The organism is Candidatus Lernaella stagnicola (assembly GCA_030765525.1).
Taxonomy (GTDB): Bacteria; Lernaellota; Lernaellaia; order Lernaellales; family Lernaellaceae; genus Lernaella; species Lernaella stagnicola.
On the sequence record JAVCCK010000027.1, the window covers coordinates 1 to 26,723 of the forward strand.

15 protein-coding genes are annotated in these 26,723 nt (G+C 61.0%); 8 read left to right on the forward strand and 7 right to left on the reverse strand.

Features of this window, described 5'->3' with window-relative positions; translation table 11 throughout:
* Positions 1 to 505, forward strand: a 505-nt coding sequence (locus tag P9L99_11845) for a tetratricopeptide repeat protein (protein ID MDP8224043.1), incomplete at its 5' end; no start/stop codon positions are given.
* Between the two features lie 86 nt (positions 506 to 591).
* On the opposite strand, the gene P9L99_11850 is transcribed toward P9L99_11845, so the two are convergent.
* Together P9L99_11850 and P9L99_11855 are read right to left on the reverse strand one after the other, a co-directional pair.
* Positions 592 to 2,967, reverse strand: a complete 2,376-nt coding sequence (locus P9L99_11850; protein ID MDP8224044.1) for a hypothetical protein — start codon at positions 2,965 to 2,967, stop codon at positions 592 to 594.
* A 71-nt stretch (positions 2,968 to 3,038) separates the two neighbouring features.
* On the reverse strand, positions 3,039 to 5,297 hold the full coding sequence (locus P9L99_11855; GenBank protein ID MDP8224045.1) for a hypothetical protein: 2,259 nt from the start codon (positions 5,295 to 5,297) through the stop codon (positions 3,039 to 3,041).
* 304 nt (positions 5,298 to 5,601) lie between these two features.
* Here P9L99_11855 and P9L99_11860 point away from each other — a divergent pair, with 304 nt between their 5' ends.
* A complete protein-coding gene (locus P9L99_11860) occupies positions 5,602 to 7,920 on the forward strand; it encodes a GH92 family glycosyl hydrolase (GenBank protein MDP8224046.1) in 2,319 nt (772 codons plus the stop codon).
* Positions 7,921 to 7,935: 15 nt separating this feature from the next.
* Here P9L99_11860 and P9L99_11865 read toward each other — a convergent pair whose 3' ends face one another.
* The 3 genes from P9L99_11865 to P9L99_11875 form a co-directional block, all read right to left on the reverse strand.
* On the reverse strand, positions 7,936 to 12,513 hold the full coding sequence (locus tag P9L99_11865) for a tetratricopeptide repeat protein (GenBank protein ID MDP8224047.1): 4,578 nt from the start codon (positions 12,511 to 12,513) through the stop codon (positions 7,936 to 7,938).
* A gap of 170 nt (positions 12,514 to 12,683) precedes the next feature.
* Positions 12,684 to 15,272 carry a formylglycine-generating enzyme family protein gene (locus P9L99_11870; GenBank protein ID MDP8224048.1) on the reverse strand — a complete coding sequence of 863 codons (2,589 nt, stop codon included), beginning with the start codon at positions 15,270 to 15,272 and terminating at the stop codon, positions 12,684 to 12,686.
* A gap of 151 nt (positions 15,273 to 15,423) precedes the next feature.
* The gene (locus P9L99_11875) at positions 15,424 to 16,440 is read right to left on the reverse strand and encodes a medium chain dehydrogenase/reductase family protein (GenBank protein MDP8224049.1); all 1,017 of its coding nucleotides are present in this window, start codon (positions 16,438 to 16,440) and stop codon (positions 15,424 to 15,426) included.
* Positions 16,441 to 16,718: 278 nt separating this feature from the next.
* On the opposite strand from P9L99_11875, the gene P9L99_11880 reads away from it, so the two are divergent.
* The 6 genes from P9L99_11880 to P9L99_11905 all read left to right on the forward strand — a co-directional run bounded on the left by P9L99_11880 (position 16,719) and on the right by P9L99_11905 (position 25,022).
* Complete coding sequence (locus tag P9L99_11880) at positions 16,719 to 17,504, forward strand: ZIP family metal transporter (GenBank protein MDP8224050.1); 786 nt, start codon at positions 16,719 to 16,721, stop codon at positions 17,502 to 17,504.
* 202 nt (positions 17,505 to 17,706) lie between these two features.
* A complete protein-coding gene (locus tag P9L99_11885; protein ID MDP8224051.1) occupies positions 17,707 to 19,047 on the forward strand; it encodes a hypothetical protein in 1,341 nt (446 codons plus the stop codon).
* 16 nt (positions 19,048 to 19,063) lie between these two features.
* A complete protein-coding gene (locus P9L99_11890) occupies positions 19,064 to 21,607 on the forward strand; it encodes a bifunctional YncE family protein/alkaline phosphatase family protein (GenBank protein MDP8224052.1) in 2,544 nt (847 codons plus the stop codon).
* 10 nt (positions 21,608 to 21,617) lie between these two features.
* Positions 21,618 to 22,229, forward strand: a complete 612-nt coding sequence (locus tag P9L99_11895; protein ID MDP8224053.1) for a class I SAM-dependent methyltransferase — start codon at positions 21,618 to 21,620, stop codon at positions 22,227 to 22,229.
* Positions 22,230 to 22,297: 68 nt separating this feature from the next.
* Positions 22,298 to 23,887, forward strand: coding sequence for a hypothetical protein (locus P9L99_11900; protein ID MDP8224054.1), 1,590 nt, complete (start codon positions 22,298 to 22,300; stop codon positions 23,885 to 23,887).
* 70 nt (positions 23,888 to 23,957) lie between these two features.
* Positions 23,958 to 25,022, forward strand: a complete 1,065-nt coding sequence (locus P9L99_11905; GenBank protein MDP8224055.1) for an SGNH/GDSL hydrolase family protein — start codon at positions 23,958 to 23,960, stop codon at positions 25,020 to 25,022.
* A gap of 60 nt (positions 25,023 to 25,082) precedes the next feature.
* Here the strand turns inward: P9L99_11905 and P9L99_11910 are convergent, their stop codons facing one another.
* Both P9L99_11910 and ftsY read right to left on the reverse strand, forming a co-directional pair.
* Positions 25,083 to 25,304, reverse strand: coding sequence for a hypothetical protein (locus P9L99_11910; protein ID MDP8224056.1), 222 nt, complete (start codon positions 25,302 to 25,304; stop codon positions 25,083 to 25,085).
* A gap of 4 nt (positions 25,305 to 25,308) precedes the next feature.
* A complete protein-coding gene (ftsY, locus tag P9L99_11915) occupies positions 25,309 to 26,685 on the reverse strand; it encodes a signal recognition particle-docking protein FtsY (protein ID MDP8224057.1) in 1,377 nt (458 codons plus the stop codon).
* Positions 26,686 to 26,723 lie beyond the last annotated feature (38 nt).

A 26,723-nucleotide genomic window follows, 5' to 3' on the forward strand; every position in this document is an offset into this window, starting at 1 on the left:
CCGCGGCGAACTCGACGAGGCCTTGCGCATCCGCCAAGAAGAAGAGTTGCCCGTCTACGAAAAACTCGGCGACGTGCGCTCGCGCGCCGTGACCCTCGGCCAAATCGCCGACATCCTCTATCAACGCGGCGAACTCGACGAGGCCTTGCGCATCCGCCAAGAAGAACAGTTGCCCGTCTACGAAAAAATCGGCGACGTGCGCTCGCGCGCCGTGACCCTCGGCAAGATCGCCGACATCCTCTTTGCCCGCGGCGAAATCGACGAGGCCTTGCGCATCCGCCAAGAAGAAGAGTTGCCCGTCTACGATAAACTCCGCGACGCGCAAGCGGCCTTAGTCTGCAAAGCAGAGATCGCAATTAATCTATTAGGACGCAACCGCCAGGGAGACGCGGCCGAAGCCGCCGCGTTGCTGGAAGCCGCGTATGCCGACGCCGCGCGCCTGCGCCTGCCGGAGACCGGGCAGATCCGCCAAATCCAGAAGCAACTCGGGTTGGACGTGCGGTAGACGTTACAAGTTCTGCAAGAAAGCCTTTCGCGACGGCGGTGTGATTTTGTATCCGCAGGTTTGGTGATGCCCGAGCCTTGAGCTAATTATTTCCCGCAGCCGTTGTCGTCGTCATTGTCATCATTATCATTATCGTCGTTGTCATCATCGTCATTGTCGTTGTCGTCATCGTCGTTGTCATCATCGTCGTTGTCATTATCGTCGTCATTGTCGTTGTCGTTATCATTGTCGTCGTTGTCATCATTATCGTTGTCGTCATCGTCGTCGTCGTCATTATCGTCGTTGTCGTCATTATCGTCGTCGTCGTCATCGCCGGGGGCCATGGAATTCACCAGCGGCGCGGTACTCACGCACTCGACTTTGTTTTCCAGCGCGTAGCACGCCAGCACTTCGCCCTCGCCCGCCCACAAGCCGAAGGGCGTGCGGTCCATTTCGGCGTCCACCGCGTCGCTGAGCACTTCGGATTCCCACGCGGCGCCGGTCCAGTGAAACAGCGTGGCCGCGCGTTGGCCTTCTTCCAGGTCCACCACCAAGGCCGCCCACGGATTGCCGGTTTCGTCCGGCTGCACGGCCTCGACCTTCGCGCCGCTTTGGAGGCTGGTCACGGTCCACGAGTCGGCCGCCTGCGTCGCGTGATAGGCATCCACGCCGTCATCGAACACCACATGCACTTCGCCGGTATCGGTGCAGCACACGCCATGGCCGCGCGACAACTCGTAGCCGGCGGCAACAACTTCGGTGGTCCACGGTTCGCCCTCGGTGCCCAGCATCACGTTTGTGCCGTCGCGATATACGATGCGCGCGCTGCCATCGGGGCATACGGCGACGCGGGGGTGACGCCCGGTCTCGGCCACAACTGCCGCCTCGCCAAAGGGGCCGCCGGCGGGTCGCCGCGCCAAGCGAATAATGCCCGGAGCGCGTGACAGCTCGAGGCCCAGGAGCATTTCATCGCCGGCGGAGATTAAATCCGCGCTGTTTATTTGCTGGTAATCCGGCGGTTCGGCTACGTGGGCCGTTTCATACACCAACCCGTCGTCTGTCCAAGTGAACAGCTCGTAGGTCAGTTCGTCACCCTCTTGGACGTCCAAGGCGTGCGCCCCCTCGGCCGAGAGTGCGAGAACCTGCGGCGCATAGATGCCGATCGACCCGCTGCCCCAGCGATGCGCCACGGGCCATAAGTCGTCGCGTTTGCCGAACAGGTGCAAGCGCTGGTAGTCGAAGCCGTGAATCATCATCGTTTGCAGGAACGGCCGGAGCCCTTCGGGCGTCTTTTCAGCGGCGACGAGCAATCTCGAGTCGCACCGCCAGAGGGTCGGCTCGACGATGATTTTTTCGTCCGCGCGATCCTCGTGGTCGTAATTGTAAACGACGTCCGGCCAGTCGAAATAATACCAACTGCCGTAGTTGAACATGACGTTGTGGGGCGTGCCGTCGGCTGCGGTTGCCGCATACCCCCAGAACTCCGCCGCCGGGTCGAAGGAGGAATCGCCGCCGATGCTGCGCAGGTTGTGGCCACCCTGGCTCAGGCCCGACCCCCAGGCGATCACGTCGCCCGGCGCGTCGGTTTGGAAGTAGAAGTAGCGATACCGGGAAAACGTGGCTTCGCCGGCCGGCAGCGCCGCGACGCTCAATAAGTGGAGTTCTTCGTACTCGTAGTAATCCGCCTTATCGCTCGAGAAGAGGTGTTCCACATTGCCTTCCGGATCGATGGTGAGTTGCCCGTAGGCTTCATCGCTGCGCCGATAGAACAGGTGCACGTAATCGCCGGAGACCACGACGCCCCAGGATTGCGGCGAGTAATAGGTGTAAAGGAAATCGGCCAGCACGATATCGTCCACCCACTCGCCGCCGGGCGCGCGGTGCACGTGTGATATCTCGAAACGCCGATCCGGATCTTCGTATATCCGAACCCGCATGCCGTGTATCGTGCCGTCATCGCTAAAGGCCAAACCTTGCGGCCCGACGTCAAACGGCGCATCGATGTACGACCACGTATCGCCCTCGCGCCACGCGACGCGGTTGCCTTCGGCATGTTTGTTACAAAGGACGGCCAACTCGCCGGTCGGGCGGTGGGTGACGCGGCCCAGAGACGTGCAGATGTCGGCCGGCACGAGTTGTTCGCTTTGCCAGCCGGTGTCCGTTTCGCGGTAGGCCACGATGCCGCCCGGCGTGTTGTCGGCAATGCCCAGCCCAAATTCGTCCCGGAAGAGGTAAAGCATGCTGAGATACTCGTCGAGAACCACCGGCTCCTGCGTGCAAGCATCCGGCGTGCACCGGGCGAGCCACAGATCGGGGCGGTAATACACGACGACGAACTCGCTTGTGACCTCATCGTACAAGATCGATTGATATCCGGCGGCCTGTGGTTTGACCAAAATGCGGGCGTCGGTCGTGTGCCACTGGGCGGCGGCCGGAGCGGCAAGCACGAAAACAACAAGAAGTGCTAACCAAAAACGTTTCACGGACAATACCTCCAACTCGATTCGCTCCCCGCCTGCTCGTTACGCCGCGACCGAAACATCTCTACCGTTTTCTATTTCCCGCACCCGTTGTCGTCATCATCGTCGTTGTCGTTATTGTCATCGTTGTCGTCGTTGTTGTCGTCATCATCGTTATCATCATCGTCGTCGTCATTGTCGTCGTCGTTGTCGTTATCATCGTCGTCGTCATTGTCATCGTCGTTGTCATCATCGTCGTCATCGTCATCATCGTCGTCATCGTCATCGTCATCATTATCGTCGTCGTCATCGTCGTCGCCGAAAGGTTCTTCAGCAACGAAAGCCGTTGTGGCCCGGCATTCCACGCGTACGTAGGGCTCGCCGGGCACGTAACAAACGGCCGCTTCCTCGCCGCTTGTCCAAACCGGTACCGAGGGCATATGCAAGTCGCCCGCGAGTACTTCGACGCTCCACGTTGCGCCGTCGTACTGCAAAAGCACGGCCTCTTCGGTGTCGCTGTCGATCGCGCCCGCCAAGGGACGCCCCGCCGCGTCCGGCTTGGCCTGGTAGAGCGTCAGGGTTTCATCGACCAACGCCACATCCCACGCCTTCGCGTCGCTCGAAACCGCGTGCTGCAAGCCGTCGGGCGAATCGAAAAGCACATGCACCGTGCCGTCGGCCTGACACGTCACGGCCATGTTGCCGTCGGGCGTGTAGGAATCGGTAACCAGCTCGATCTCGAAGGGCTCGGCTTCTGTGGCCAGGTAGACCGCGCCGGCCGGGGTTTGATACGCCACGAGAGCCGTCCCGTCGGGGCACTCGGTGACGGCCGGCGTGTGGCCGGAATCGGTAATCTGGACGGCCGCGCCGAGGGGGCCGCCCACCGGACGGCGGCGGAAACACACCCCCTGCGGCGTGTCGTAGTAAGCCAGCGCATACGCCATCAACGCACCGTCGGGCCCGGCGTGCAGGTCCACACCGACAACCCGATGCTGTTCGTAGTCGTCGCGTTGATGGTACGGCTCTTCCACGCGATTCTGGCCGTCATAGGTGACGAGCCACCACGTTTGCGGCGGCGCCCAGTCGTGTGAATACGCGGTTGCGTACGCTTCGGCGCCATTGCCTGCGATGCCTTCGCGCCATTCGAGCGTTTCGTCGAGTAATTGCTGGCTGAACAGGGCCTCAAAATCTCTGCCGCCAAAGTGCAGCAATTCGTAGAACGTGTAGTAGTTCACATACGACCTGTTTCCCCGGTATGCGTACAGGTAGGGCACCAAGCCCTGCGCCGTCGGTCGCGCGGCGAATCCAACGAAGGAACCGTCGGCAATGAACTGCGGCGAAGCGATTGACGCACCGGCGCCGATGGGATTCGGGCTGTAGTAAACACTGGGAGCCGGGCTCTCAGAGTATTGATTAAATACGAGCGTGTGCACCGAGCCATCGTCGGCCAGGGCTGTCAGCGCCTGGTAATCGGGCGCCCACCAAGGGTCGTCATAGCCACTGGCGTAACACACTTCATAGAAGTCGCCCATGGAGGTATTGGCCTCGACCCATGTGTACCAGTATTCCGGCCACTTCCCTTTGTCGTAGACGTGATTGTAACCGACAACTGCGTACGCGAATTGACGTGAGGCGTTGGCCGAAAGATTGGTCCGATACGACCAAGAGTACGTCATCTGTTTCGGCGCGTCGCCCGCCTTGCGAACCTCTCCCGCCGGCGAAATGACGTAGGTCATCGACGCGTTTCCCATATAGCTGGTCATCAAATACACGTTGTCGTCGGGGTCGACGGCGATGTAACCCACGCCGGGGTAAGTCACGACGATTTCACCGTCGGCCACGTATTGGCTTTGCCAATCGCCTGCGGCGTCACGGTAGTGATGGGTGATTTCCCAGGTTTCGTCGTCGGCCGTCACGGTTCCGGCGTGAGGCAGCCCGGCGCTGTCGTACCCGACATAATAATCGTGGGCCGCAAAGGGCCACACTTCGGTCTGCCAGCCCTTCTCGCCGGGCCAGGCGTGCCAGTCGTCGTCGAATTCGTCGCGGCACAGTAAGCCGTAGCCGCCTAACGGATACCTCACAACAGCCTTCAGAGATGTACAAACGGGAGGCAAATCGAAGGCGCCTTCTTCCCACCCGTCATCACCCTCTCGCAGTACACCGATCGCGCCGGCGGCGTTGTCGTTGTACAAAATCGCCAAGCCCTGATCGTCGCGGACGACATAGGGCGACGACTTGTCCGCCACATCGAGTAGGACGGGCTCCTGCTCACACGCGCCGAGGTCACAACGCGCCAGGAACCAACCCGGACGACCATAGAGCGCCAGGAACTGTCCGGTGACGGTGTCGTGCATGACGGATCCGGGTCCGAGCCGGCCGGGACTTATTTGAAGGGGAACCGTTTCGACGCACCAATCGTAAGCAACGGCGCTCGAAGTGAATAAGGGAATCATGAGGGCAAGAAGACAACTAGCCGAAAAAAGGAAACGACAACGATTCATAGCGTTATTCCCCATCGGCCTACGACATTTGGAATCAAATCATGTTCTTTGTGTAATTGCAAATGGTATTCAACCTTTTTGTTATTTGGCCGCACGCCGATTGACTGCCTCCCGGTGCCGAATAAGATGAAATATCCTTTCCAAAAGGCGGTGCTCCATGAAGCAATTCGTGATTTGGGCTCTGTGTTTGGTGTTGATAACCGGATTGATCGCCTCGTGCGCCGGCGATGACGACGACAACGACGACGCCGGGGACGACGACACGCCCACCGGCGATGACGATGCCACCGCCACCGATCCGCTCGACGAAGTGAATCCCTTTATCGGCACCGGCGGCGGCTTCTGGGGTATGGGCGCGATGATGCCCGGATCGCTGGCGCCCAACGGTTTGGTGAAGCTGACGCCGGATACGGCCATGGGCGATTTCTATATCAGCTATTTCCACGCCGGCGGGTATTGGTATCCCGATAATTCGGTGCGCGGTATTTCCCACCTGCACCTGCCCGGCACGGGCATCGCCGATCTGGCCAACATCAACGTCATGCCCGTCACACAAATGAACGACGAGCGCGTGACGATGCAGGGTTACCGCTCACCCTTCAGCCACCAGTCGGAAGAAGCCCGGCCCGCGTACTACAAGGTGCACCTGGACCGTTTCGACGTTGATGTGGAACTCACCGCCACCGAAAACGTCGGCTACCATCGCTGGACCTTCCCCGAGGGAGGCGATCCACACGCGGTGGTCGATGTGAGTTACTCCGTCGCCCGATACACGACCTGGTGGAACCGCGTGTGGATCGATCACGAGCGCAATGAAGTGGTCGGCTTCGCCTACCAGGCCGGTGGTTTCAGTCGCATCTACATGGGGATGCCGATTTACTTCGTCGCCCGCTTTTCCGAGCCGATCGTCGACTACGGCACCTTCGTCAATAACGAACGCCTGCCCGGTAACGAATTCGCCGAGGGGTTGCGCGTCGGCGCATACGTCGGCTTCGCGCCCGGCACGCGGCATGTAGAGGCGAAGGTGGCCATCTCGGTCATCGGCCCGGCCCAGGCGCGGGCAAATCTCGAGGCGCAAGTGCCGCACTGGGATTTCGACGCCGTGGTCGCCCAAACCGAAAGCAAATGGCGCGACCGCCTCGCCGATATCGTCATGGAAGGCGGGACCGAAACCCAGCGGCGCATTTTCCAGACCGCGATGTACCACCTGTACGTGCTGCCCACGACCTTTACCGAAGCGGAGGGCCGCTACCTGGGTTTCGACCGCGAAGTGCATGAGGTCGACGACTTCACGTACTACAGCGACCTGTCGTTGTGGGACACCTTCCGCACGCTGCATCCGTTGATGGCGCTGGTGCGTCCGGATTTGAACCGCGATTTCGTCCTGTCGATGCAGCGCATGTACGAGCAGCGCGGCGCGTACCCCCGTTGGGCGCAGGGCGTCGGAGAAACGACGATCATGATCGGCACGCACGCCGATACGATGATCGCCGACGCTTATCTGAAGGGCACGCTGCGCGACGTGGACATTCACGAAATCTACGCGGGGCTGCGCGAGCATGCGGTCGGGCATGTGCCGATCGCCGAACGCGTGGGCATCGAGGATTGGTTGGCGCTGGGTTACGTGGCGCACGATAACTACGACCAGTCGGTATCACGCACGCAGGAGTTCTCGCTCAACGATTACTGTCTCGCGCGCCTGGCCGAGGCCATCGGCGAGGATGAAGACGCCGAGATGTTCTACGAGCGCTCCCGCAATTACCGGAATCTCTGGGACCCCGACACGCTTTTCTTCCGCCCGAAGATGTCCGACGGCACGTGGTTCGAGGCGTGGAGCGAAGATGAGTGGCGCGGCAATCTTATGGGCTACACCGAGGGCAACGCGCGGCATTGGCGCTGGATGGTCATGCATGATCCGGAAGACCTGATCGACTTGATGGGCGGGCCGGAGACTTTCGCGGCGACGCTGGACGACTTCATGGAACGCGGCATTCCGCCCACCAACGATATTCAGGTCGACCCGTACTACTGGCACGGCAACGAGCCCGACGAGCACGCCCCGTACTTCTTCGCCTTCGCCGAGCGGCCGGACCTGACCGCCAAATGGGTGCGCTGGATCATGGCGAACAAATACGCCGATTCGCCGCTGGGTTTGGACGGCAACGACGACGGCGGCTCGCTGTCGGCGTGGTACATTTTTTCCGCGCTGGGTTTCTTCCCCCTGCCCTGCACAAACCTGTACGTGATCGGCAGCCCGCTGTTTCCCGAGGGAGAAATGCGCATCGGCGAAAACACGCTGACGATACTGGCCCCCGACACGTCCGAGACGAATCAGTACGTCAAATCCGTCACGCTCAACGGCCGCACGCTCGCCGTGCCGTGGTTCGATCACGAAGAGATTGCCGCAGGCGGGACATTGGAATTCGAAATGACTTCCGACCCCTTGGCGGGCCGGTGGGAGTTCCCGGCGCGCTAACCGGCGCGGCGGCGCTCAGGAATCCGGTAGGTCGTCGCCCGCGACGCGGTGCACTTCGTCGATCACGAAACGATAGAGCCGATCAACGCCCCGCACCCACTCGGGCACGACGGTCCACTGCGGCCAGGTTTCCCGAATGCGATGCAAACCGGTATCGCGATCACCGGCATCGATTTCGCACAGCGCCAGAACGAATTGCGTCATCAAACTCCGCGCTTGTTCCTGCGGGTCGCTCAGTTTTTTCTCGATGGGATCGAGTACGGAAACGGCGGTGCGCGCCTCACGCAGCGCCGCATCGAAGCTGCCCCTGCCGCGCCGTGCCAAAGCCATGGCGGCGTGACTGCCCGCGAGAAAGAAGCGATGGCGGCGTTGGCTTTCGGCGTAGGCGAGCATTTGTTCCCGCACTTCGATTGCCGCCGCGAGGTGGACGGTTGCGTCGTCCCATTCGGCCAGAAAGAGATGTACGAGCCCGAGGTTGTGCAGCCCCACGCCGTAGTTGGCGCGCAGCCAGAGGTTGTCGGCGCTCTCGGGATTCGCCATCGCCGTCGTGTGTAACTCGATGGTGCGGCGAAACCAGCTACCCGCCTCTTGCATGCGCCCCAACAGAGTCAGCAAGCCGGCGCGGCTGTTATAGGCGCTGGCCAAACGTCGCGCGTGCGACTCCTGCTCCGGCTCGGCGGCCATGAGTTCTTCATTGATCGCCACGGCTTTCTCGGCTTCGACAAGCGCTTCCTCGAAACGTCCTGCCGACCATAAGAACCCAGCGAGCGTCTTCGCGTTTAGTGCTCGACGAGCTCGAGTACCGACCGAATCGCGATCCGAGCCGAAGCTTTGCTCCCAGGCGTCACTCGACCGACGCACCCACTCTAACGCTTCCTCGAGCCGCCCCAGGCCGCGAGCCACGAATGCCATCGATTCACAAGCGTTGGCAAAGTTGCGGTGCAGCAGCAGGTAGGTTGAATCGTCACCCCGCAACCGTTCGTACAGATCGATGTTCTCGCGGTAAAAGTCGGCGGCGGCGTCCAAATCGCCACGATCGAACGCCGTAATGCCGCTGTCGGAAAGCAGCACCGCCAAGTTGATGTGCGCCTGCTGATTGGCCTCATCCAACGCTACCAGTCGCCGCTGCAACGCGACCGCCGATTCCAGAAACGCCAGGGCCGCGGTGAATTCGCCGCGCCGCCGGTGCGCGAGCGCAATGTTTCGGTAGCCGATCGACAAATCCTGCAACAGTTCCTGGCGATTTGGATTCTGCGCCGTCAACCAAGCCAGCCCGGCGACCGCGCGTCTGCGATATTCTCCGGCGTGGCTCTCTTCACCCTGCGAGAGGAAAAAGTCAGCTTGGCGATTCAGGGCCGTAGCGTAGGACCATTGCGCGTCGACGCCGGTCGGCTGATGCACAAGGACTTCCTCCCGCAGCGCCATTCCCTTGCGAAAGCATTGTTCCGCTTCGGCCATGTCGCGCAGGTGCTGCGCTACGTTGCCGAGGTTGAAATAGTCGACAGCCAGCCAGGACCGAACCGCTTCATGGCGGGGGTTCTCGTCGAGGATCTGCTGATGCCAGTCCAGCGCCGTTTCAAGGTAGGTGCCGGCTTCTTCCCATTGGCCCTGTTGGCGAAGCAAACCACTAAGTCGGCTGGCCGCGGTGGCGGCATCGCGCCGGAAATCGCGGTTCGTGGAACTTGTCTCGCACAGGGTTTTTCGAATCGCAAGGCAATCGCGCAAGAGACGGACCGCCTCGCCGACCTGCGCTTGCTGCACGCGCACGCTCGCCAAATTGAACAAGATCGTGGAGAGAGTCCAATGTGGCCCCGTGTCGGTGGGATTTTTTTCCGCGCAATAGCGCGCCAGGCGAAGGCTTTCCTCAAAAAGATCGATGGCCTCACCAAGCGCCCCGCGGTCTTTGGCGAACACAGCCGTATCGTTGATGCATTGCGCGAGGGCCCCGGCGTAACCCAGGTCGCTCGTGTCGATATCGGCAAGACGGCGCCGAATTTCCAGTGTGCGTTCGATCGCGTCGCGCGCTTGGACACCGCGGCCCGCATTGCGATGCAACCACGCCATGCTTCGATATGTCATGGAAAGACGAAAGAGCACGCGCAGGTCCGCGTCATCCATTTCAACCAGCCGGGTTCGGGCGGCGATCGCGGCCTCGAAGCTGCGCTCCGCGGCCGTTGTTTCACCCGCCTGCCTCTCCAACACACCCAGGAAATGGTCGACCGTCGCCAACATATCGGCCAACTCGAAATCCCCGGGATTGGTATCGACGATGTCGGCGAGAATTCCCCGCGACAGCCGTGCCGTTTTCAGCGCCCGCTCGAATTCGCCCTGGGTGTTGAGCAACGACGCGAGATTCTGCCGCAAACGGGCCTCGAGCAACGCAAAGTCTCGGCCTTGACGGACATCGGCGGGCAGGCTCTCCATCAGTTCGGCGCCGCGCTCCAGACAATTCCGCGATTGCGCCAAGTCGCCGACGCGCCTGTCGTTTTGCGAGCAATCGTTCAAACTCGACGCCAACCACTCGACGACCTCGGCGTTATCCGGATCGACCAGCCACAACTGCTCGCGCATCTCCAACGCCTGCCGGCCCAAGTCGAGCGCCGCCGCCAAGTCGCCGGTTTCCCGTTTGCGGTTGGCGAGTCGATTGAGCAGGCTGGCGTGCAGACGCACAACGTCGCGTCCTTCGGCGGTCGCGCCACCAATCTGCTCGATAAAATGCAACGCCGTTTCCAGATAACGAATCGCGGCGTCGCGGCTACCGAGGCGGAGTGCGACGGCGGCGTTTTTCCCGGCGGCTTCAGCGGCGCGAAGGTTTTCGGCGTCGGTCAGCGGACGGTCGGCGACCAAGGCCTGCCAGGCAACGAGCCCAGCGCGCCGGCGCTCAGCGGTATTGCGCAGCGCCTCTGCCTTGCCGGACACCGCGTAGAATTCTTCGTCCTCGTCAAACAACTCGATGATGGTTTCCAAACACAGCGTTCTAATGGCCGGCGGCAACCCTTCAAGAAAGGCGTCGTAAATGAGTTGATGCGTGAAAAGGTAGGGCTGTTCCGGCCGACCCGCCGGCATGAGCCGCGCGGCCTCGGCGGCAATCAAGTGGTGCTTGCGTTCCGCATCTTGCAGTTGGCCTTGAATCGAGGGCAGATCGAGGTCGGAAAGGGCGGCGAAACGTTGCGCCACGCGCTCCAGAAAACGGTCGCGGAAGGTACGGCCTTCCACCGCCCCGCATTGCAGCAAGCGGTATTGGCGGTCGTTTTGTTCGCGCAATCGCTCGAGGCGCTCGGTGATGATGCCGCGGGCGTCGTGCGGGATCGCACCGGTCCGCCAGCTTTCGGTAAGCGTGTCGATTTCAACCTCGCGACGAAAGCGGCCGGTGGCGTCGACGAACTCCTGATCGACAAGAAAGCGGGCTAAGTAATCCGCGACGATGGGAATTCCCTCGGCGCGCTCGGCGATCCACTTCACGAGTTCGACGTCGGCGGTCGGCCCGAAAAGGCCTTGGACGATCTCGCCGATCGATTGGTCGTCCAGGCGCTCGACTTCGATTTTGTGGTGCGAATAACGTGAGCCTTCGCGACGGGCCAGTTGGCTCAGCAGCCGGCCGGCCGGTCGGTTCTCGGCCACGACGTCGATGTTGCGACATGTGGCCAGCACCATCACCGGGCGGTCGGCGGCAGCTTCCAAAAAATGAAGCAGCAGGTCGATGCTTTCCTGGTCGGTCCATTGCAGGTCGTCGATCGACAGCACCAGCGGCATACCGCCGCGTTCCACGTTGCTCAATTCGACCAAAAGCCCGGTGACCGTTCGCGCCAACCCGGCCATTTCCTCGGGCTGCGAGCTGCGGCCGCCGCGGCGCATGGCCGCGCCGATTTTCACCGTCGCCTTTCCCAACGCCAACAGGGCGCCCAAGCCGCTGGCGCTTACCAACACTTCCAGGCCCTCGCCCAGAATATCCATGAGAAGTTCGGCGCCTTCGCTGCGCAACCGCTGCCGCAAGCGCCGGCCGAAATCGTCGGGCACGAAATCCTTGATCGGGTGATGCCGCAGCCCCTGAACCATCTGCAGCCACGGGCTCAACTCCACGGCGTGCGCGCGGGACGAATCCTCCGGCGCCGTTGAACCGGTGGCCACCAGGTCGCAACGCGACGCGAGCCACAGATAGCGCGGCTTGCGCTCTTCTTTCTTCGCGATGGCGAAGAGTTTGCCCTCGGTCGAAACCTGCTCCAGGCGGCCGGGCGGAATATCGGGCCAATAATCGTCGGGATCCCAACTCGGGTTGGAGGCCAGTTCGCGGTAGAAGCGTTCCAGAACGGCCGTTTTGCCCACGCCCGGTTCGCCGAGCAGCACCACGATAGTCGGCCGTTGCTGCGTGACGGTTTCCTGCCATGCCGCCCATATGTTGGCTAGTTCCTCGCGCCGCTGTACGAACACGCTGAACGCCGCCGGCAAATGCTCGCGCACGAGCTCTCCGGCGCGTTGTCGTTCCCGCTCTTCAATTACCGCTGCGTCGAAGTTGGATCGACACAGCGTGCAGAAAAAGATTTCCGTTCCGGGAACCTTCACGAGTTCGGCGTCGCATTTGGGACAATTCGCCATCGGTCTTCCTCGATGAACCCCGCCGCTTCGAATTCAGTTACGACGTTTCTTCCGCCCTCGGGGCCGGCGGCAATCCTATTAGGAGTTCCAGGAAATCATACACCATCAAAGGGCGAAAAGCCCGGCCGTGCGTGGCCGGGCTGTGCGGATACGTGTTCTTCGTGTCTGGTTTAGGGAGCCACCCATTGCGTCGGGTCGGCCACGACGTCGCAGTCGATGAATTCCACCGTCGCCGGGTTCTTGAACGGCGAGTAGCAATACTCCAGAACGAAACCCAGTTCCTCGGGTCGCGGCACGACGCCGAAGGTGCCGCTGTTGCGGTTCGGTTTGTAGTCGTAGATGCCGTCGGGTACCGAAGCGTCCCACAAATCCCAATAGGGCCAGGTGCTGAAATGATCCGCGGCCGCGCCGTAGCGGTCCATGATCATGCGCGCCTCTTCGGACGTGAGCGGGAACCCCGCGGCAGCCGCCGCCAACAAAAACGCCGTCGCGTCGGCGTCCCATTCGGGCACGGTGGCGCGTCCCGGGTCCTCGTACATCATGTAATCGACGCGCGTGGCCATGCCTTCCATCAACTCATAAGCCACGTCGTTCTCTTCGACCATGAGCGCGTTGTAAATCGCCGCCGTATGGAAGTACCGGATGATCGCCCAGTTGAAGTAGTGCTGGACCGTGGCGACTTGTTCGTAAAGCCAGCCGATACCATCGCCGCAACCCACATCGAGGTCACTGCCGTAGCCCACCAGGGCCGAGGTCAACTTGCTGTTACATTCGGACTTGGGCGTGAAGATATCGTAGATCACGAAGCTGGCCAGGTCGGCCACGAAGCCCATCTCGGTAATCGGTATGTACTGGTTGCCGTAGGTATCCTTGGTGCGAATGTAGTAACCTGAATCCGTAACGTCTTTCCCGAACCCCTGCAGGTAACTCAGGGCCTCGGTGCAGGCGGCGACGAGGTCCTCGTCGTCACTTTCCTCCACGACGCGCATCATCATCGGCACGGCGCGGTAGATGTGCGGCACGTCGTCTTTGCTGCGCATGTTGCGCACCCAAATGTCGCCGAAAGTCGGGCTCACCGGGTTGTTGACGGTGTGCGAATTCCAACCGAACCACTGGTGGTGCACCAGATCGTAATCCACGGCGATGTTGCGGCCGTCCTCCGTGTAGGTGTGGTAGTGCGTGAAGATGCCGCGCGGCATGATGAAATGCTCGGGGTCGTTCTGGGTCCACTGCGTGCCCAGGAAAAAGGCCGTGAAACCCTTGGCGAACTGTTCGGCCACGTCGCAGAGCCGTTCGTCGCCGCTCATCAAGCAGCCGGCCGCGGCATTATTGAAGGTCTTGGGCGTGCGGATCATCACGTTGTCGGCCCCGCCCGTATGCTCGAAGGTCACCGTATCCCCGGCTTTCACCGCCCGGGTGTCCTGCCAGAAAATCTTGTAATCGTAATACCCGCTGGTCGCGTGCTGCCCGTGGCCCGTCCACATCAACCAATCGTAGTAATGGACCTGCGCCAAGAAGCCCATGTATTTCTGGGTGAAGTCGGTGATCTCCTGCGGCGTCGGCGGTGTGCCGACATCAGGCCGCGTGAAAGTCCACGGCAATTCGTCGGGATAATCCTTCGGCGCCTTCGCCACCGGGGCCGTCACCTTGGGCGCGGGGGCCTGGAACGCTTCCCCACGCTCGACCGGCAGCGTACGCACCAGCCGGAAACCAATGTAGGGCACGCGGAAATGCGGCGTCTGCCCGGTTCGAATCGCGGACCGGCATTTCCCGGCGCCGCTGTAACGGATCCCGCAACTGCGCGTCGCTTTGAAATGCCCGTCGGTGGGGCCGACCGGGTCGGTGGCGTCGCCGTCGTAGGCTCCGTACCAATCCCACATCCATTCCTTGACGTTGCCGCTCATGTCGAACAAGCCCCAATCGTTGGCTTGCTTCTGGGCTGCGGGGTGGGTTTTTTCCTCGGCGTTGCCGCAATACCAGCCGATGGCGGCGAGGCCCTCGTCGACCGGCGAGCACGCTTCGTTGACCACATCACCGTTATAGAACGCGGTGGTGGTGCCGGCGCGAGCGGCGTATTCCCATTCCGCTTCGGTCGGCAGACGGAAGCCCTCGCAGTCTTGCGGCGTCGTGACGCCGTTCAGGGCCGCGGTCGCCGCGCGAATGCCGCCGTGCTCGCTGCAATAGTCGATCGCGTCGCCGAGTGTACCGTCGGCGCAGTTGATATCAGTCAACGTGTAGCACGCGTCGTAACTTTCCTCGGCCGACAGGCGGTTGGCGAAGGCGAGCGTGTCGAACCAACTCACCTGCTCCACCGGCAGGCGTCTCGCCGTGCCGTAACGCGGGAAGTAGCTGGGGTTGAAATCCATAAAGTCGTTGAACTGCCCCTGGGTCACCTCGGTCGCCATCATCTCGATATCGCGAGTGAAGGTGACAGTGTGCAGAACCTCGTCGGCGCGATGGCCCGTTTCGGCGGCAGGGCTGCCCATGGTGAACGAGCCGCGTGGAATGTAGAGGAAACCGATCGTAGTCGGCGGCGGCGGCGAAGTATCGTCGTCATCGTCGTCGTCGTCACCAGCGGTGTCGTTGTCATCGTCATCGTCGTTGTCGTCGTCGTCATTGTCGTCGTCGTCGTCGTCAACCGGTGACGTATCGTTGTCGTCATCGTTGTCTTCGTCGTCGTCGTCGTCGCACGCGGCGATCGAAAATCCCACCAGCAAGACCAAGAGCAATACAAAGAGCCATTTCACGAGGGGCTTCATAAGCTTTTCCTTCCACCCTATAAGGGCACACTTCAACCCCTCCGGTTATCTGTATTCGCGGCCTTCCTGTCAAGCGAGCGGCCCGCGCGGGCATTTCACGAAACTGATTTCGGTTCTCGCCTTGGCGACTTCATGGCCGGGCGCCTTCTTGTCACGGCGTCAGCAGCACCTTGCCGAAATTCTTGCGGTCCTGGATGTACGCGTGCGCCGCGCCGGCCTGGTCAAAGGGGAAGGTTTTGTCGATCACCGGCGCCATCTCGCCCTTCGCCACCAACGCCATGATTTTCTCCATCGCCTGCGTGAGAATGTCGGTTTCATCCCACAGATGGCCCATGTTGAAGCCGCCGACGGCGCGATTGTCGTTCATCAGCGCCACGGGCGAGAAGCGCGGCAGTTCGATAAAGCCTTTTAAGACGGCCAGCAAGTTTCGGGTTTTGCCCGGCGCAAAGCTCGACACGCCGAACATCGCCAACCGCCCCAGCGGCGCCAGGCAGCGAAAGCTCTTCTTGAACGACTTACCGCCCACCGGGTCGATCACGACGTCCACGCCGCGCCCGTTCGTGTAATCCTTGACGGCGGTCTCGAAATCCAGGCTCCGGTAGTCGATGCAGTGCGCCGCCCCCATTTCCCGCAGGCGTTCGTGTTTGCCCGGGCTGGCGGTCCCAATCACGTTGGCGCCGAAAGCGCGGCTGATTTGCAGCGCCGCGAGCCCGACGCCGCCGCCCGCGTTTTGCACCAGCACGGTGTCGTTTTCCTTCACCCCCGCAAAACGCACGAGCATCAGCCACGCGGTCAGGAAATTGACGGGAATTCCCGCCGCGGTCTTGGTATCGATCTCCGGCGGCAAAGGGAATATCCGGTCGACCGACGCAACGACCACGTCGCTGTATCCGCCGAAGCGGGTGAACGACGCCACGCGATCCCCGACGGCGAAGCCTTCCACCGCGTCGCCGACCCTATCGATTTTGCCAGCGACCTCGTAGCCGACCACCGACGGCACCGGCGGTGCGTCCTGATACATGCCCATACGCGCCATGATGTCCGCGAAATTGATGCCGCTGGCCTCGACGCGAATCCGCACCTCGCCGGGTTTGGGCGTCGGGTCGATCGTTTCGCGCACTTCGAGCACTTCCGGGCCGCCGACGCGGGGTATCCAAATCTGCCTCATGGTGATTCCTTTCCTCGCCGAGGTGAGCTTGAAATATCGGCACATTATTACGTGTGTCAAATCATTTGGTCGCCCGGCGACCGCAAGCGCGAAGCGGCCGATTCAGCACCGATTTGGAGAGGGTTCAATCTCTTCAGACGGCGGGTCCGGCCAAACGCGCGGTTGTTTTCGGCAACGCAACGAGAGTATGATGGCTCGCATGAAAAAAACGATGAAAAACACCAGAAAAATCCGTCTCGTTCCTTGCACCGAAAACATGAAAAAAGCTGGTTGTTAACATGGAACTTACTAATTTAGCATCGTGGCCGATCCCCTTGCTTGGTGTCGTAGCGAGTTTCGTAGCCGGCGCCCTTTCAGGCGTGGGAGCGTTGCCGATTCTGTTCATGCGCGACATTTCTCAACGCACGCAAGACATCATGATGGGATTCGGCGCAGGCGTCATGTTGGCGGCCACATCCTTTTCGCTGATCATTCCGGCGGTGGACTCCGTGGGAGGCGGCTGGACCGGCGCGCTCATCGTGGCCGCGGGTATGATGCTTGGGGGCGGGTTTTTGTGGTTCAGCGACCGATTTTTCCCGCACGAGCACTTCATCAAGGGTCCTGAGGGTGCCGACGCGGGCAATCTGAAGCGGATATGGTTGTTCATCATTGCCATCACGCTGCACAATTTCCCGGAAGGGCTTGCCGTCGGCGTCGGCTTCGGCGGCGGTGACGTGCAAAACGGGCTGACGCTGGCTATCGGTATCGGTCTGCAAAATATGCCCGAAGGCCTCGTCGTGGCCCTCGCACTGATTTCACTGAATTACTCCAAAGCGAAAGCGCTCGGAATCGCCCTGGCAACCGGCCTTGTCGAGCCTATCGGCGGCCTGATCGGCGCGGGGATTGTGAGCTTTTCGCGACCGATCCTGCCATGGGGGCTGGCCTTCGCCGCGGGCGCCATGTTGTTTGTCATCAGCGACGAAATCATCCCGGAATCGCACCGTAAAGGTTTTGAGAAAGAGGCCACTTTCGGCGTCATGATCGGTTTTATCGTAATGATGCTGCTGGATGTTGGGTTGGGCTGATTCCTTCCAGGTGCGCGTGGAATACACGCTTTCCCCTGAGATGTAGACGCAACCCGTTCCCATGATTTGACGCGATGGTCATCGTCGCGATTCGTTTCTCCGTCGGCGCGCTGCACGGGGCGGGTATTGACGTCTTCCTGCTCCTCGCGTTTAGTGGCACACGGTGAGGGTTTTTACTCTCGCTCGCACAAGGAGCGATGCCATGTCTTTCCGATGCTTCCCACGATGGTTCCTACCCCTTTTGTTGCTCTGCGTATGTTTGTCGATTGTCGCCTGCGGTGATGATGACGATGACGACAACGACGACGCAGCGGGTGACGACGACTCCGGCGATGACGACGACAACGACACGGCCGGCGACGACGACAACGACACGGCCGGCGACGATGACGACGACACCGGCGGCGACGATGACGACGACACCCCTTCCCCCGAGGATTTGATCGCCGAAGGACGCTACTGGTTGCAGGCCGGCGAGCCGGAGCGGGCCCGGGTGTCATTCCTGGCCGCTCTGGAGTTCGATCCGGAAAACGCGGAGGCACACTACGGCGTCACGTTGTCCGGCGGGCTGCGTTACTGGGAGTTGATTTCGCTGATTTCCGGATTTCTCGTCGACCCCGAGAACGGCCATACCAATCCGGAGGGGCTCGCGGCGAAGGATATCGACATCAACCGCGAGTTGATCCGCCAGATCATCGCCTTCCTCCAGGACGGAGTTTTCGGGCCCGTGGCCGAGACGACCCGCGCAAGTTCCGATTGGCTGGCTGAGCACGGCGATCCGCCCTTCTACATTGAAGACGTGCCGGTGACCTGGGTGGTCGAAACCGTCGCCTGGCTGGGCGAAGAATTCGACGGCGCCGAACGCCTCGGGTGCACGGCCATCGCCAATATATTCGACGGCTTCGGCGGGTCGCTGCTGGCGTTGGAATTCGATTACAACATCAGCTACATCATGGAAGTCGACTTCAACGGCGACGTCATCGAGATCATCGCCGCCGTGGTTGATTTCCTCGACGAGATGCTGACCGCGCCGGGATACCCCAACAACTTCATGATCGACGAAGACATGATCGACCTCGTGCACGAATCGCGCCTTTATTTGGGCTCGGGGATGGTCGGCCTGAAAGCGACTTTGCGGTCTTTGCGCTCCGAAACCGATGACCAGGCCGACGACGTTATCGCGTACGACGACGCCAACGAAAACGGCGTCTTCGATGACGGCGAAGCGTACATGCTTCCCGGTTACGGCACGCTGAACGCCGAGGACATGGCGCTGGTCGCCGCGTTGGAAGATGCGCTGTTCGACCTGGGCCGCGCCTTCTTAGACCGCACCGACCTTGATCTCGAACCGGGCGTGGACAACCCTTTCCACGCCTCGTCCCTTAACGGTTTGCTCAGCGTGCTGGGCGTGCCGCCGCTGATTCCGGATTTCCTCACCGTCAATGTGGCGGACTTCTACGAAAACCTCGAGCCGGATTCGATTCGCAATTTCCTCGAAACCCTCGTCGGCTTGCTGCAGATGATTCTGCCCGATGCGGGCTAACCCAGGGAGCGGAACCATGAACGCCCTCTTGCGCCACAAAATCTGGATCGTCATGTTGCTCGCGCTTTTCCTCTTCGCGTGCGATACGGGCGACAACCCCGAACACAACGATCCATACACCGCGTCCGAAGCAACGTTGGACGACGATGATGACGACGCCGTCGCGCCGACACCGACGCCCTCGGCCGAGGCGTACGAACGCGCCGGCCCGCGGGGAGACGGCACGATCATTCTGCCCAACGGGCGCTTGCTCTCGCCGGTTGGCGAACGGGTCACCGTCAAGCGCTTTCCGATGTCGATCGTCGCCCACCCGACGGCCGATCGCCTTTACGTCGCCACAACTCGCACGCCCGCCTTGTTTGTTATCGACACCGCGACCTTCACCGTCCTCTCGGAAGTCGCCCTGCCGCACCACTTCGGCGGCATGGTCATTAGCGACGCCGGGACGACGCTGTGGGTGTGCGACGGGCGCGGCGAACTCGTGCGCGAGTTCACGATCGCCGGCGATAGCTTGGTCGAAACGAGGCAGTTCGACGCCTACGGCTACCCCACCGACGTGCGCCTGTCGGCCGATGAGCAAACCATGTATGTCTCGCTGGCTTACGGAAAGCGCATCAAGGTTATCGACGTGGCGTCGGGTCTGGAAATCGGCTCGATGAACACCGGCTATTATCCTTACGCGGTCGCGATCGCCGAGTCGATCAATCGCGCGGTGTCATCCAATTGGGGCACGTCGACCGTGTCGGTCTTTCGCCTCGACGACGGCGAACTGCTGGCCGATGTGGAAGTCGGCAAAAACCCTGAAGGCATGGTGCTCGCGCCCGACGGCCGCAGCGTGTTCGTCGCCTGCGCCGACTCCGATGAAATCCACCGCGTCGATCTGGTCGACCTAGTCGTCACGCAAGAGATTCCGTTGGATCCCAGCGGCGACCTCGGGTACGGCGCGATGCCCACGGAAGTGGCGCTGAGCCCGGACGGCGAAATGCTGCTCGTCGTTTCCACCGGCTACAACAGCATCGATGTGTTTGACGTCGCCGACGGCGAAATGCTCGGCCGTATCCCCACCGAATGGTACCCGACCATGGTGCTGCCGATGGACGATATGCTCTACGTGCTGTCGGGCAAGGGCATCGGCTCGGGTCCGGGAAACGTGTCGGATCCGCCGCCCGATCCACTACCGCCGGAGGGGGGCCGTTTGCTCGGGTCGGTAGAGGCGATCGACATGCCGGGCGAGGAGACGCTGGCCGAGTACACCGAGATGGTGGTGGCGAATAACTCGCGCACCAGCCTGTTTTATGAATCGGGCGTTGAGTTCGACTCGCCGATTCCCAGCCGGCGCAATGAGCCTTCCGAACAGATCAAACACGTCGTGTTCATCCTCAAAGAGAACAAGACTTTCGACCAAGTGTTATCCGATTTGCCGGGCGTCGAGGGCGACGACAGCCTGCTGCTGTTCGGCGAGAATATCACGCCGAACCTGCACGCCTTGGCCACGGAGTTTACGGTTTTCGACAATTACTATTCCGAGTCGCACGAATCCGACATGGGCCACTCTTGGGCCACGCAGGTTGTCGCGAACGATTACGTCGAGAAGAACTGGGTAGCGGGCAATTGGTTTACGGTGACCGGCGTGGAACCGGCCACGATTCCCGAATCGGGCACCGTGTTCAACAAGATGCTGGACGCGGAACTGGACTTCCGCGTGTACGGCGAGATGGTCGGCATCCTGACCGAGGAAATCGATCGCCTCGCGGCGTACGTGGATTTTAACTACGGCTTCTACAACCAAGCGGTCAGTGACCGGCGCAAAGCGCGTGAAGTCATCCGCGAATGGGACATGGGCGTGTTCCCGCCGTTCATTTACATCCTCGTGCCCAACGATCACACGTACGGCACCAGCACCGGCGAACCGACGATGGATTACATGGTCGCCGACAACGACGCGGGTGTGGGGTTGCTCGTCGATTGGATCGTCAAAAGCGAACACTGGCCGGAAACCGCTATCTTTATCACGCAGGACGATCCGCAATCCGGCGTCGACCACATTGACGCGCACCGCACGCCCTTCGTGATCGTGAGTCCCTACGCCAAGCGCGGGCACATCTCCAGCGTGCACTACTCCATGGCCAGCATGTGGCTGACCTTCGAATTGATACTCGGCCTGCCGCCGATGACCAATTACGATCGTTTCACCGCGCCGATGTTCGACGCCTTCCAAAGCGAGCCGGTTCTCGATACGACCTTCGCCGCGATTCCATCCAATGTGCCTTACGCAGAAAATCCGGCCGACCTGCCCTTCGCCGACTACTGTGCGCGGCAGAATTGGGACGTTCCCGATCAAGTCGAACGCATCGGCGAAGTCGTGTGGGCCTATATGAAACCCGGCGTGCCCTTCCCGCACTACCTCAGCGTCGCGCCTTCGGAACGCGAGGGGGAAGATGAAGAAAAGGAACGCGCCCATTACCGGCACATGGTGCAAGCGTACCGCGAGTACGCGATTCGTCACGGCTTGCTTGATCCGGCGCTCAGTCTGCTGGGAAAACAGGGGCATCAACGTTGAGGTAGGCGCAATGAAAATCAACGCCGCCGAAAAGCTGATGATCAACAACCCGGCGCGCGCGCTGATGCTGCGGTTGCTGATCGGCAAGATGGTCTCCTGGACACCCGGTCGAAACTTCGTCGACGTCGGCGAAATCGGCTGCGGACCGGGCAACGGACTCACCGCCATCGATAAAGTCCTGCGGCCCAAGCGACTGTTCGCCTTCGATTTGGACGAGCGGATGGTCGAGATTGCGCAAAAGCGCGCGCGCAGCATCCGCGCTACGCTCGACTTGCGAGTCGCCGCCGCCGAAAACATTCCGTGGCCCGATGAGTCGCTGGACGCCGTTTTCGAAATGACGATTTTTCACCACGTTCCGGACTGGCGCGCGGCCGTCGCCGAGGTCGTGCGCGTACTTAGGCCCGGCGGCGTGTTCTTCTTTGAAGAACTGACCCGCGAATACCATTTCGACGTGCCGGTGTTGTCGTTCATCCAGCAGAAATTCACCGTCCATCCGTGGGACACGATTCCGGACCGCGCGACCTTCCTGGCCGAAATTGAGAACGGCGGGCTGCAGCTTGTCCACCAGAGCAAATTCCTCTTCGATGGTTGGGTGCTGGGCGCCGCGCGAAAACCGGAATAGACAACCCGATTGACCGCCGCCGCTTCGGAGTCGAAAATCGGCCGGCTTGCTTAGGAAAGGAAATGAACATGCAACGATTCACGATCGCCCTGTTGATCTGCCTGGTTTTTGCCGGTGGCGCACTCGCCCAGGATTTCGACCCCTACCTGCACCAGAAGGCGCAGGACTACACCGACTGGCTCATACAGTGGCATTCGTCGGGCCTCGGCGGCGTTTCCGACATCGTGTTCACCGACGACAACTACACCGAAATCGAGCGCACCTGGGGCGCGGGCGACAGCGAGGATTGGACTGCGACCTACATGGTTTCGCAGGCCCTACGCTACGCTGTCACCGGCGAGCAGCAAGCCTACGATGAAGTCAAACGCATTACCCAGTACCTGCACATCTGCCAGGAAATCACCGGCGATCCGGGTTACATCTGCCGCTACGCCGCGCTGGATGAGCCGCCCTGGAACATCGAACACCCGCTGGGGCTCGATTTTCGTCACGAAGGGGAAGGTGAATACGAAGGCTATTTCTGGTTGGGGCATCAATCGCGCGACAAGTACATCACGTGGTTTTGGGCGATGGCCTGGGCGTATGACGTCATCGACGACGACGAGGATTTCCGCGCGATGATTCGCACCGACGTGCGTGAGATGATCGAAACTCTGGTCGCCAACGATTGGACGATCATCGATCCGTGGGGTGACATTTGGGCGGCCGCGAGCATTGACGGCATCCTGCGTTTTCAAATGGCGGCACAGGCGGCGTTTATCCTGAACGAGCCCGAATTTTGGACTCTGGTCGACGAAGTGTTCGAGGGGCAGCGGCTGTATTACATCGTCAACTCGATCGCATTCTTCAATAAGTATAGCGAATACTACGCCTTCATCAACGTGTATTCGAGCGCTCAGGGGCTGTTTCGCTATTGGCCCGACCGCGAGCGCATGGAATACATTTTCCGCATCTGGAACATCAACATCCGCCCGCAATCCGGCTTCGGGCACAACCCCTTTTTCGACGCCGTGCAGTACCAAGCATGCAAGCGTCTGGAAACCTGCGACCCGGAAGATCTGGCGTACATCGAACAAGACGCCTATCAATCCTTGGTGGACATGAACGAAGCGCCGAACTATCAGCGGCACGAGAATATCCGTCAGGATTTGCCGATGGACGAATTTTCGGTGTGGGCCGATGGAATCCTGGCCAATTTCCCGTGGATCGAGCAACTGACCGGCTTCGACATCGACCCGGTCATCATGCCCGCGCGGGAAATCAGCGACCGCTGCTGGGAATCGGTAATGTGGGAACGCAGCCCGCACTTGCTGGACTGCGACGACCCGGATTACCCCGAACACGTCACGCACGGCGCGGACTACCTGATCGCCTACTGGCTGGGCGTTTACTACGGCATCCTGCCCGGCCCCGGGCCCTTCGCCGATCCGCCCTTCACCGATCCCGGCGATGATGACGATACCACCGGCGACGATGACACGACCGGCGACGACGACACAATCGGTGACGATGACGACAATAACGACGACACCGTTGATGACGATGATGATGAAGTTGATGACGACGACGACGCCGTTGATGACGACGACGACAACGATGATAACAACGACGCCGCGGGTGACGACGACGACAACGACAGCGGCGGCGGCTGCGGCTGACCCGGCCCGCCGTGCAGAGCAGGGTTCGTGGTGAATCGGTTTCCAAGGGGAGCTCTCTGATGGCTCGCAAATGGCTTTTCGCCGCCTGCTGACCCGCACAAGGATCCGCCTGCCGCGACGCCTGTTCTTCGCGGCGCTCGCGGTCGCGCTTTTTATGGCGGTAGGCGAGGGGATCATCCGCCTGGGCGGTTGGGCGACACTGCCGCAGGAAACCGTTTTCACCGATGTCTACGATCCCGACTACCGCCTGCTGCCCGGCGCCCCCAATCCCTTTGCGCAAATGGAGGATTTCTTCAACGGCTCCGGCTTTCGCGGCCCGGATTTGACGATGCCCAAGCCGACGGGCGTCGTTTCGATCGTTTGCACCGGTGATTCCACGACTCACGGCGCGTTTACCGATGTGGACAAAACCTACACCGCGCTTCTGGCGGCGGGGCTGCAGCGCCGCGGCCTGCATGTCGAGGCGCTCAACGCCGGTATTCCCGGCACGACGCTCTGGCAGCAGCGGCGTTTAATCGAGCAACGCCTCTTGGATTACCAGCCGGATTTGCTGGTCATGTACGCCAGCCCCGGCTTTAGCGAAAAATTGCTCTACCTGCGCCGCGCCATGGAAGACGGCTTCGTGCTGCGCGAGGTGCAACGCGGCCTTGCCGGTTTTCACGGGTATCGTCTGCTGCGCCGCTGGCTTCGCCCTCCTCGTTTCGGCGACGTGATCCACCAATACGAAAGCGACCCCGCCAAGCGGGTAGACGTTGCCACCGCCTTTCATTTCGCGCGGCGGGACGTGGAAATCGTTCGGCAAAAAGCCGTTGCGCAAGGGGTAAAAATCCTCGTCGTGCCGCTACTTGAGCGCGAGGCTTTCGCGCAAGCCCGCGAACGCGGCCTACACGCCGACGACGCCGCATGGCCTCCCTTGTTGCACGAAGTCAACACAGCCATGAACCTGCTGGACACGGCCACCGAACTTGGCGTTCCTTCGCTCAATGCCGCCGATGCTTTTTTGGAGCGTTCGTACCGCGAAGCGCTTTTCGTCGACGAGGTCCACTTCACGCCGGGCGGGCACGCTTTGATGGCCGACTTGCTCACGGAAGAGATCTGCCGGCGGAAATGGCTGCCTGCGCCGTGCCTTCGTTGATCTCCCCGGACACTACGCGGTACTATCTTCATCAATCTCAATATTCGTGCTCGGGCGGGATCAGGCTTCGACCTGATTTTCCAAAACGGCAAGTAATTCGTCGCGGTGTTTTCTCAGATATCGCCGGACTTGCGCTTCTTTGATGCCCAAATCGCCGATAATCCCCTGCACCAGGTCGCGCGCGGCCTGGCCGGTGATTCCCCTGCGTTCACATGAAAGCATCAGAATGGCTGCGCCTCGAACCGGGTCGCCCTTACGGTAGTTTTTTCCGGTTTCGGACATCGTTTCATCCTTTCGCGGCCTCAAACAATGCCTGGACGAAATCGTCGGCGATAAACGGACGCAGGTCGTCCATTTGCTCCCCGATACCGATGTATCGTACCGGAACCTCCAGTTCGTCGCAAATTCCCACGATGCAGCCACCCTTGGCCGTACCATCGAGCTTGGTCAGGATCAGCCCGGTCAGACCCAATGCCTCGTGGAAGCTTTTCGCCTGCTGAATCGCGTTTTGACCGGTATTAGCATCCAGCACGAGCAGCACTTCGTGCGGCGCCGCCGCGTCGAGCTTGGACATGACGCGTTTTATTTTTTTCAACTCTTCCATGAGGTTGTGCTTCGTGTGCAGCCGCCCGGCGGTATCGATAATCGCTAGGTCGACCTCCCGGTTGACCGCCGCCTGCACCGTGTCGTACGCCACCGCTGCCGGATCGGCTCCCGGTTTTTGCTTGATGATTTCCGCCCCGGCCCGATCGGCCCAAACCTGCAATTGCTCGTCGGCGGCGGCGCGGAAGGTATCGGCGGCGCCAAAAATCACCCGCTTGCCTTCGTCCGCGAATTTCTTGGCGATTTTGCCGATGGTTGTCGTTTTGCCGACGCCGTTGACGCCCACCACCATGACGATGAAAGGCTTGCTGCTCTCGACATCCAAGGGCGCTTCGTGCGGCCGCAGAATCTTGGCGATTTCCTCCTGCAGGATGTCACGAATCATCACCGCATCTTCGATGTTTTCCTCGCGGACGCGTTCTTGGAGGTGAGTAAGCAACTTTTCGGCCGTTGTCGGGCCTAAATCGGCGGTGAACAAGATTTCCTCGAGTTCCTCGAAAAACTCGTCGTCGATTTTTCTACCGCGCACCAGTTGATCGATCCGGCCCACGAGACCGCCGGCCGTTTTCGTCAATCCTTTGCGCAACCTGGCGAATAAACTCAGCTTTGGCGCGGGTTTGGGTTCGGGCTCCGGTTCGGGCTCGACGACGATTTCCTCGGGGAGAACCTCCTCGAACACCTCATCGGCCACGGCCTCCAACTCAGCCTCGATTTCCTCGTCGCTTGGCTGGTCCTCGGCTACGAGTTCCGCAGGCGCTTCGACCGCTTCCAGTTTCGGCTCAGGATGCACCGCCGTGGGCTCGGGCTCCATCACGCCCGTTGTTTCTTCTGTTATTTCAGCGTCTTGAATGTCTTCGTCGGGAGCCGTTTCCACGCTCTGGGCCTCGCCGGACGCCGCGCGCAGGCGCACGAGTCGCAGCAAGCCCCAGAGAAGCAGCAGGGCCAGGACGGCCGAAAGTGGAATGCTGACCGGTCCGTTGATCAAGGGCGAAGCCTCGAGAAACCGGTCGATCGCCTCAAAAAAGGCGCCCACAGTTGGCCAAGTGGTCGGATCGTACACGCGCGCTCTCCCTCTTCGCGGTTGGGGCGCTGAATCCT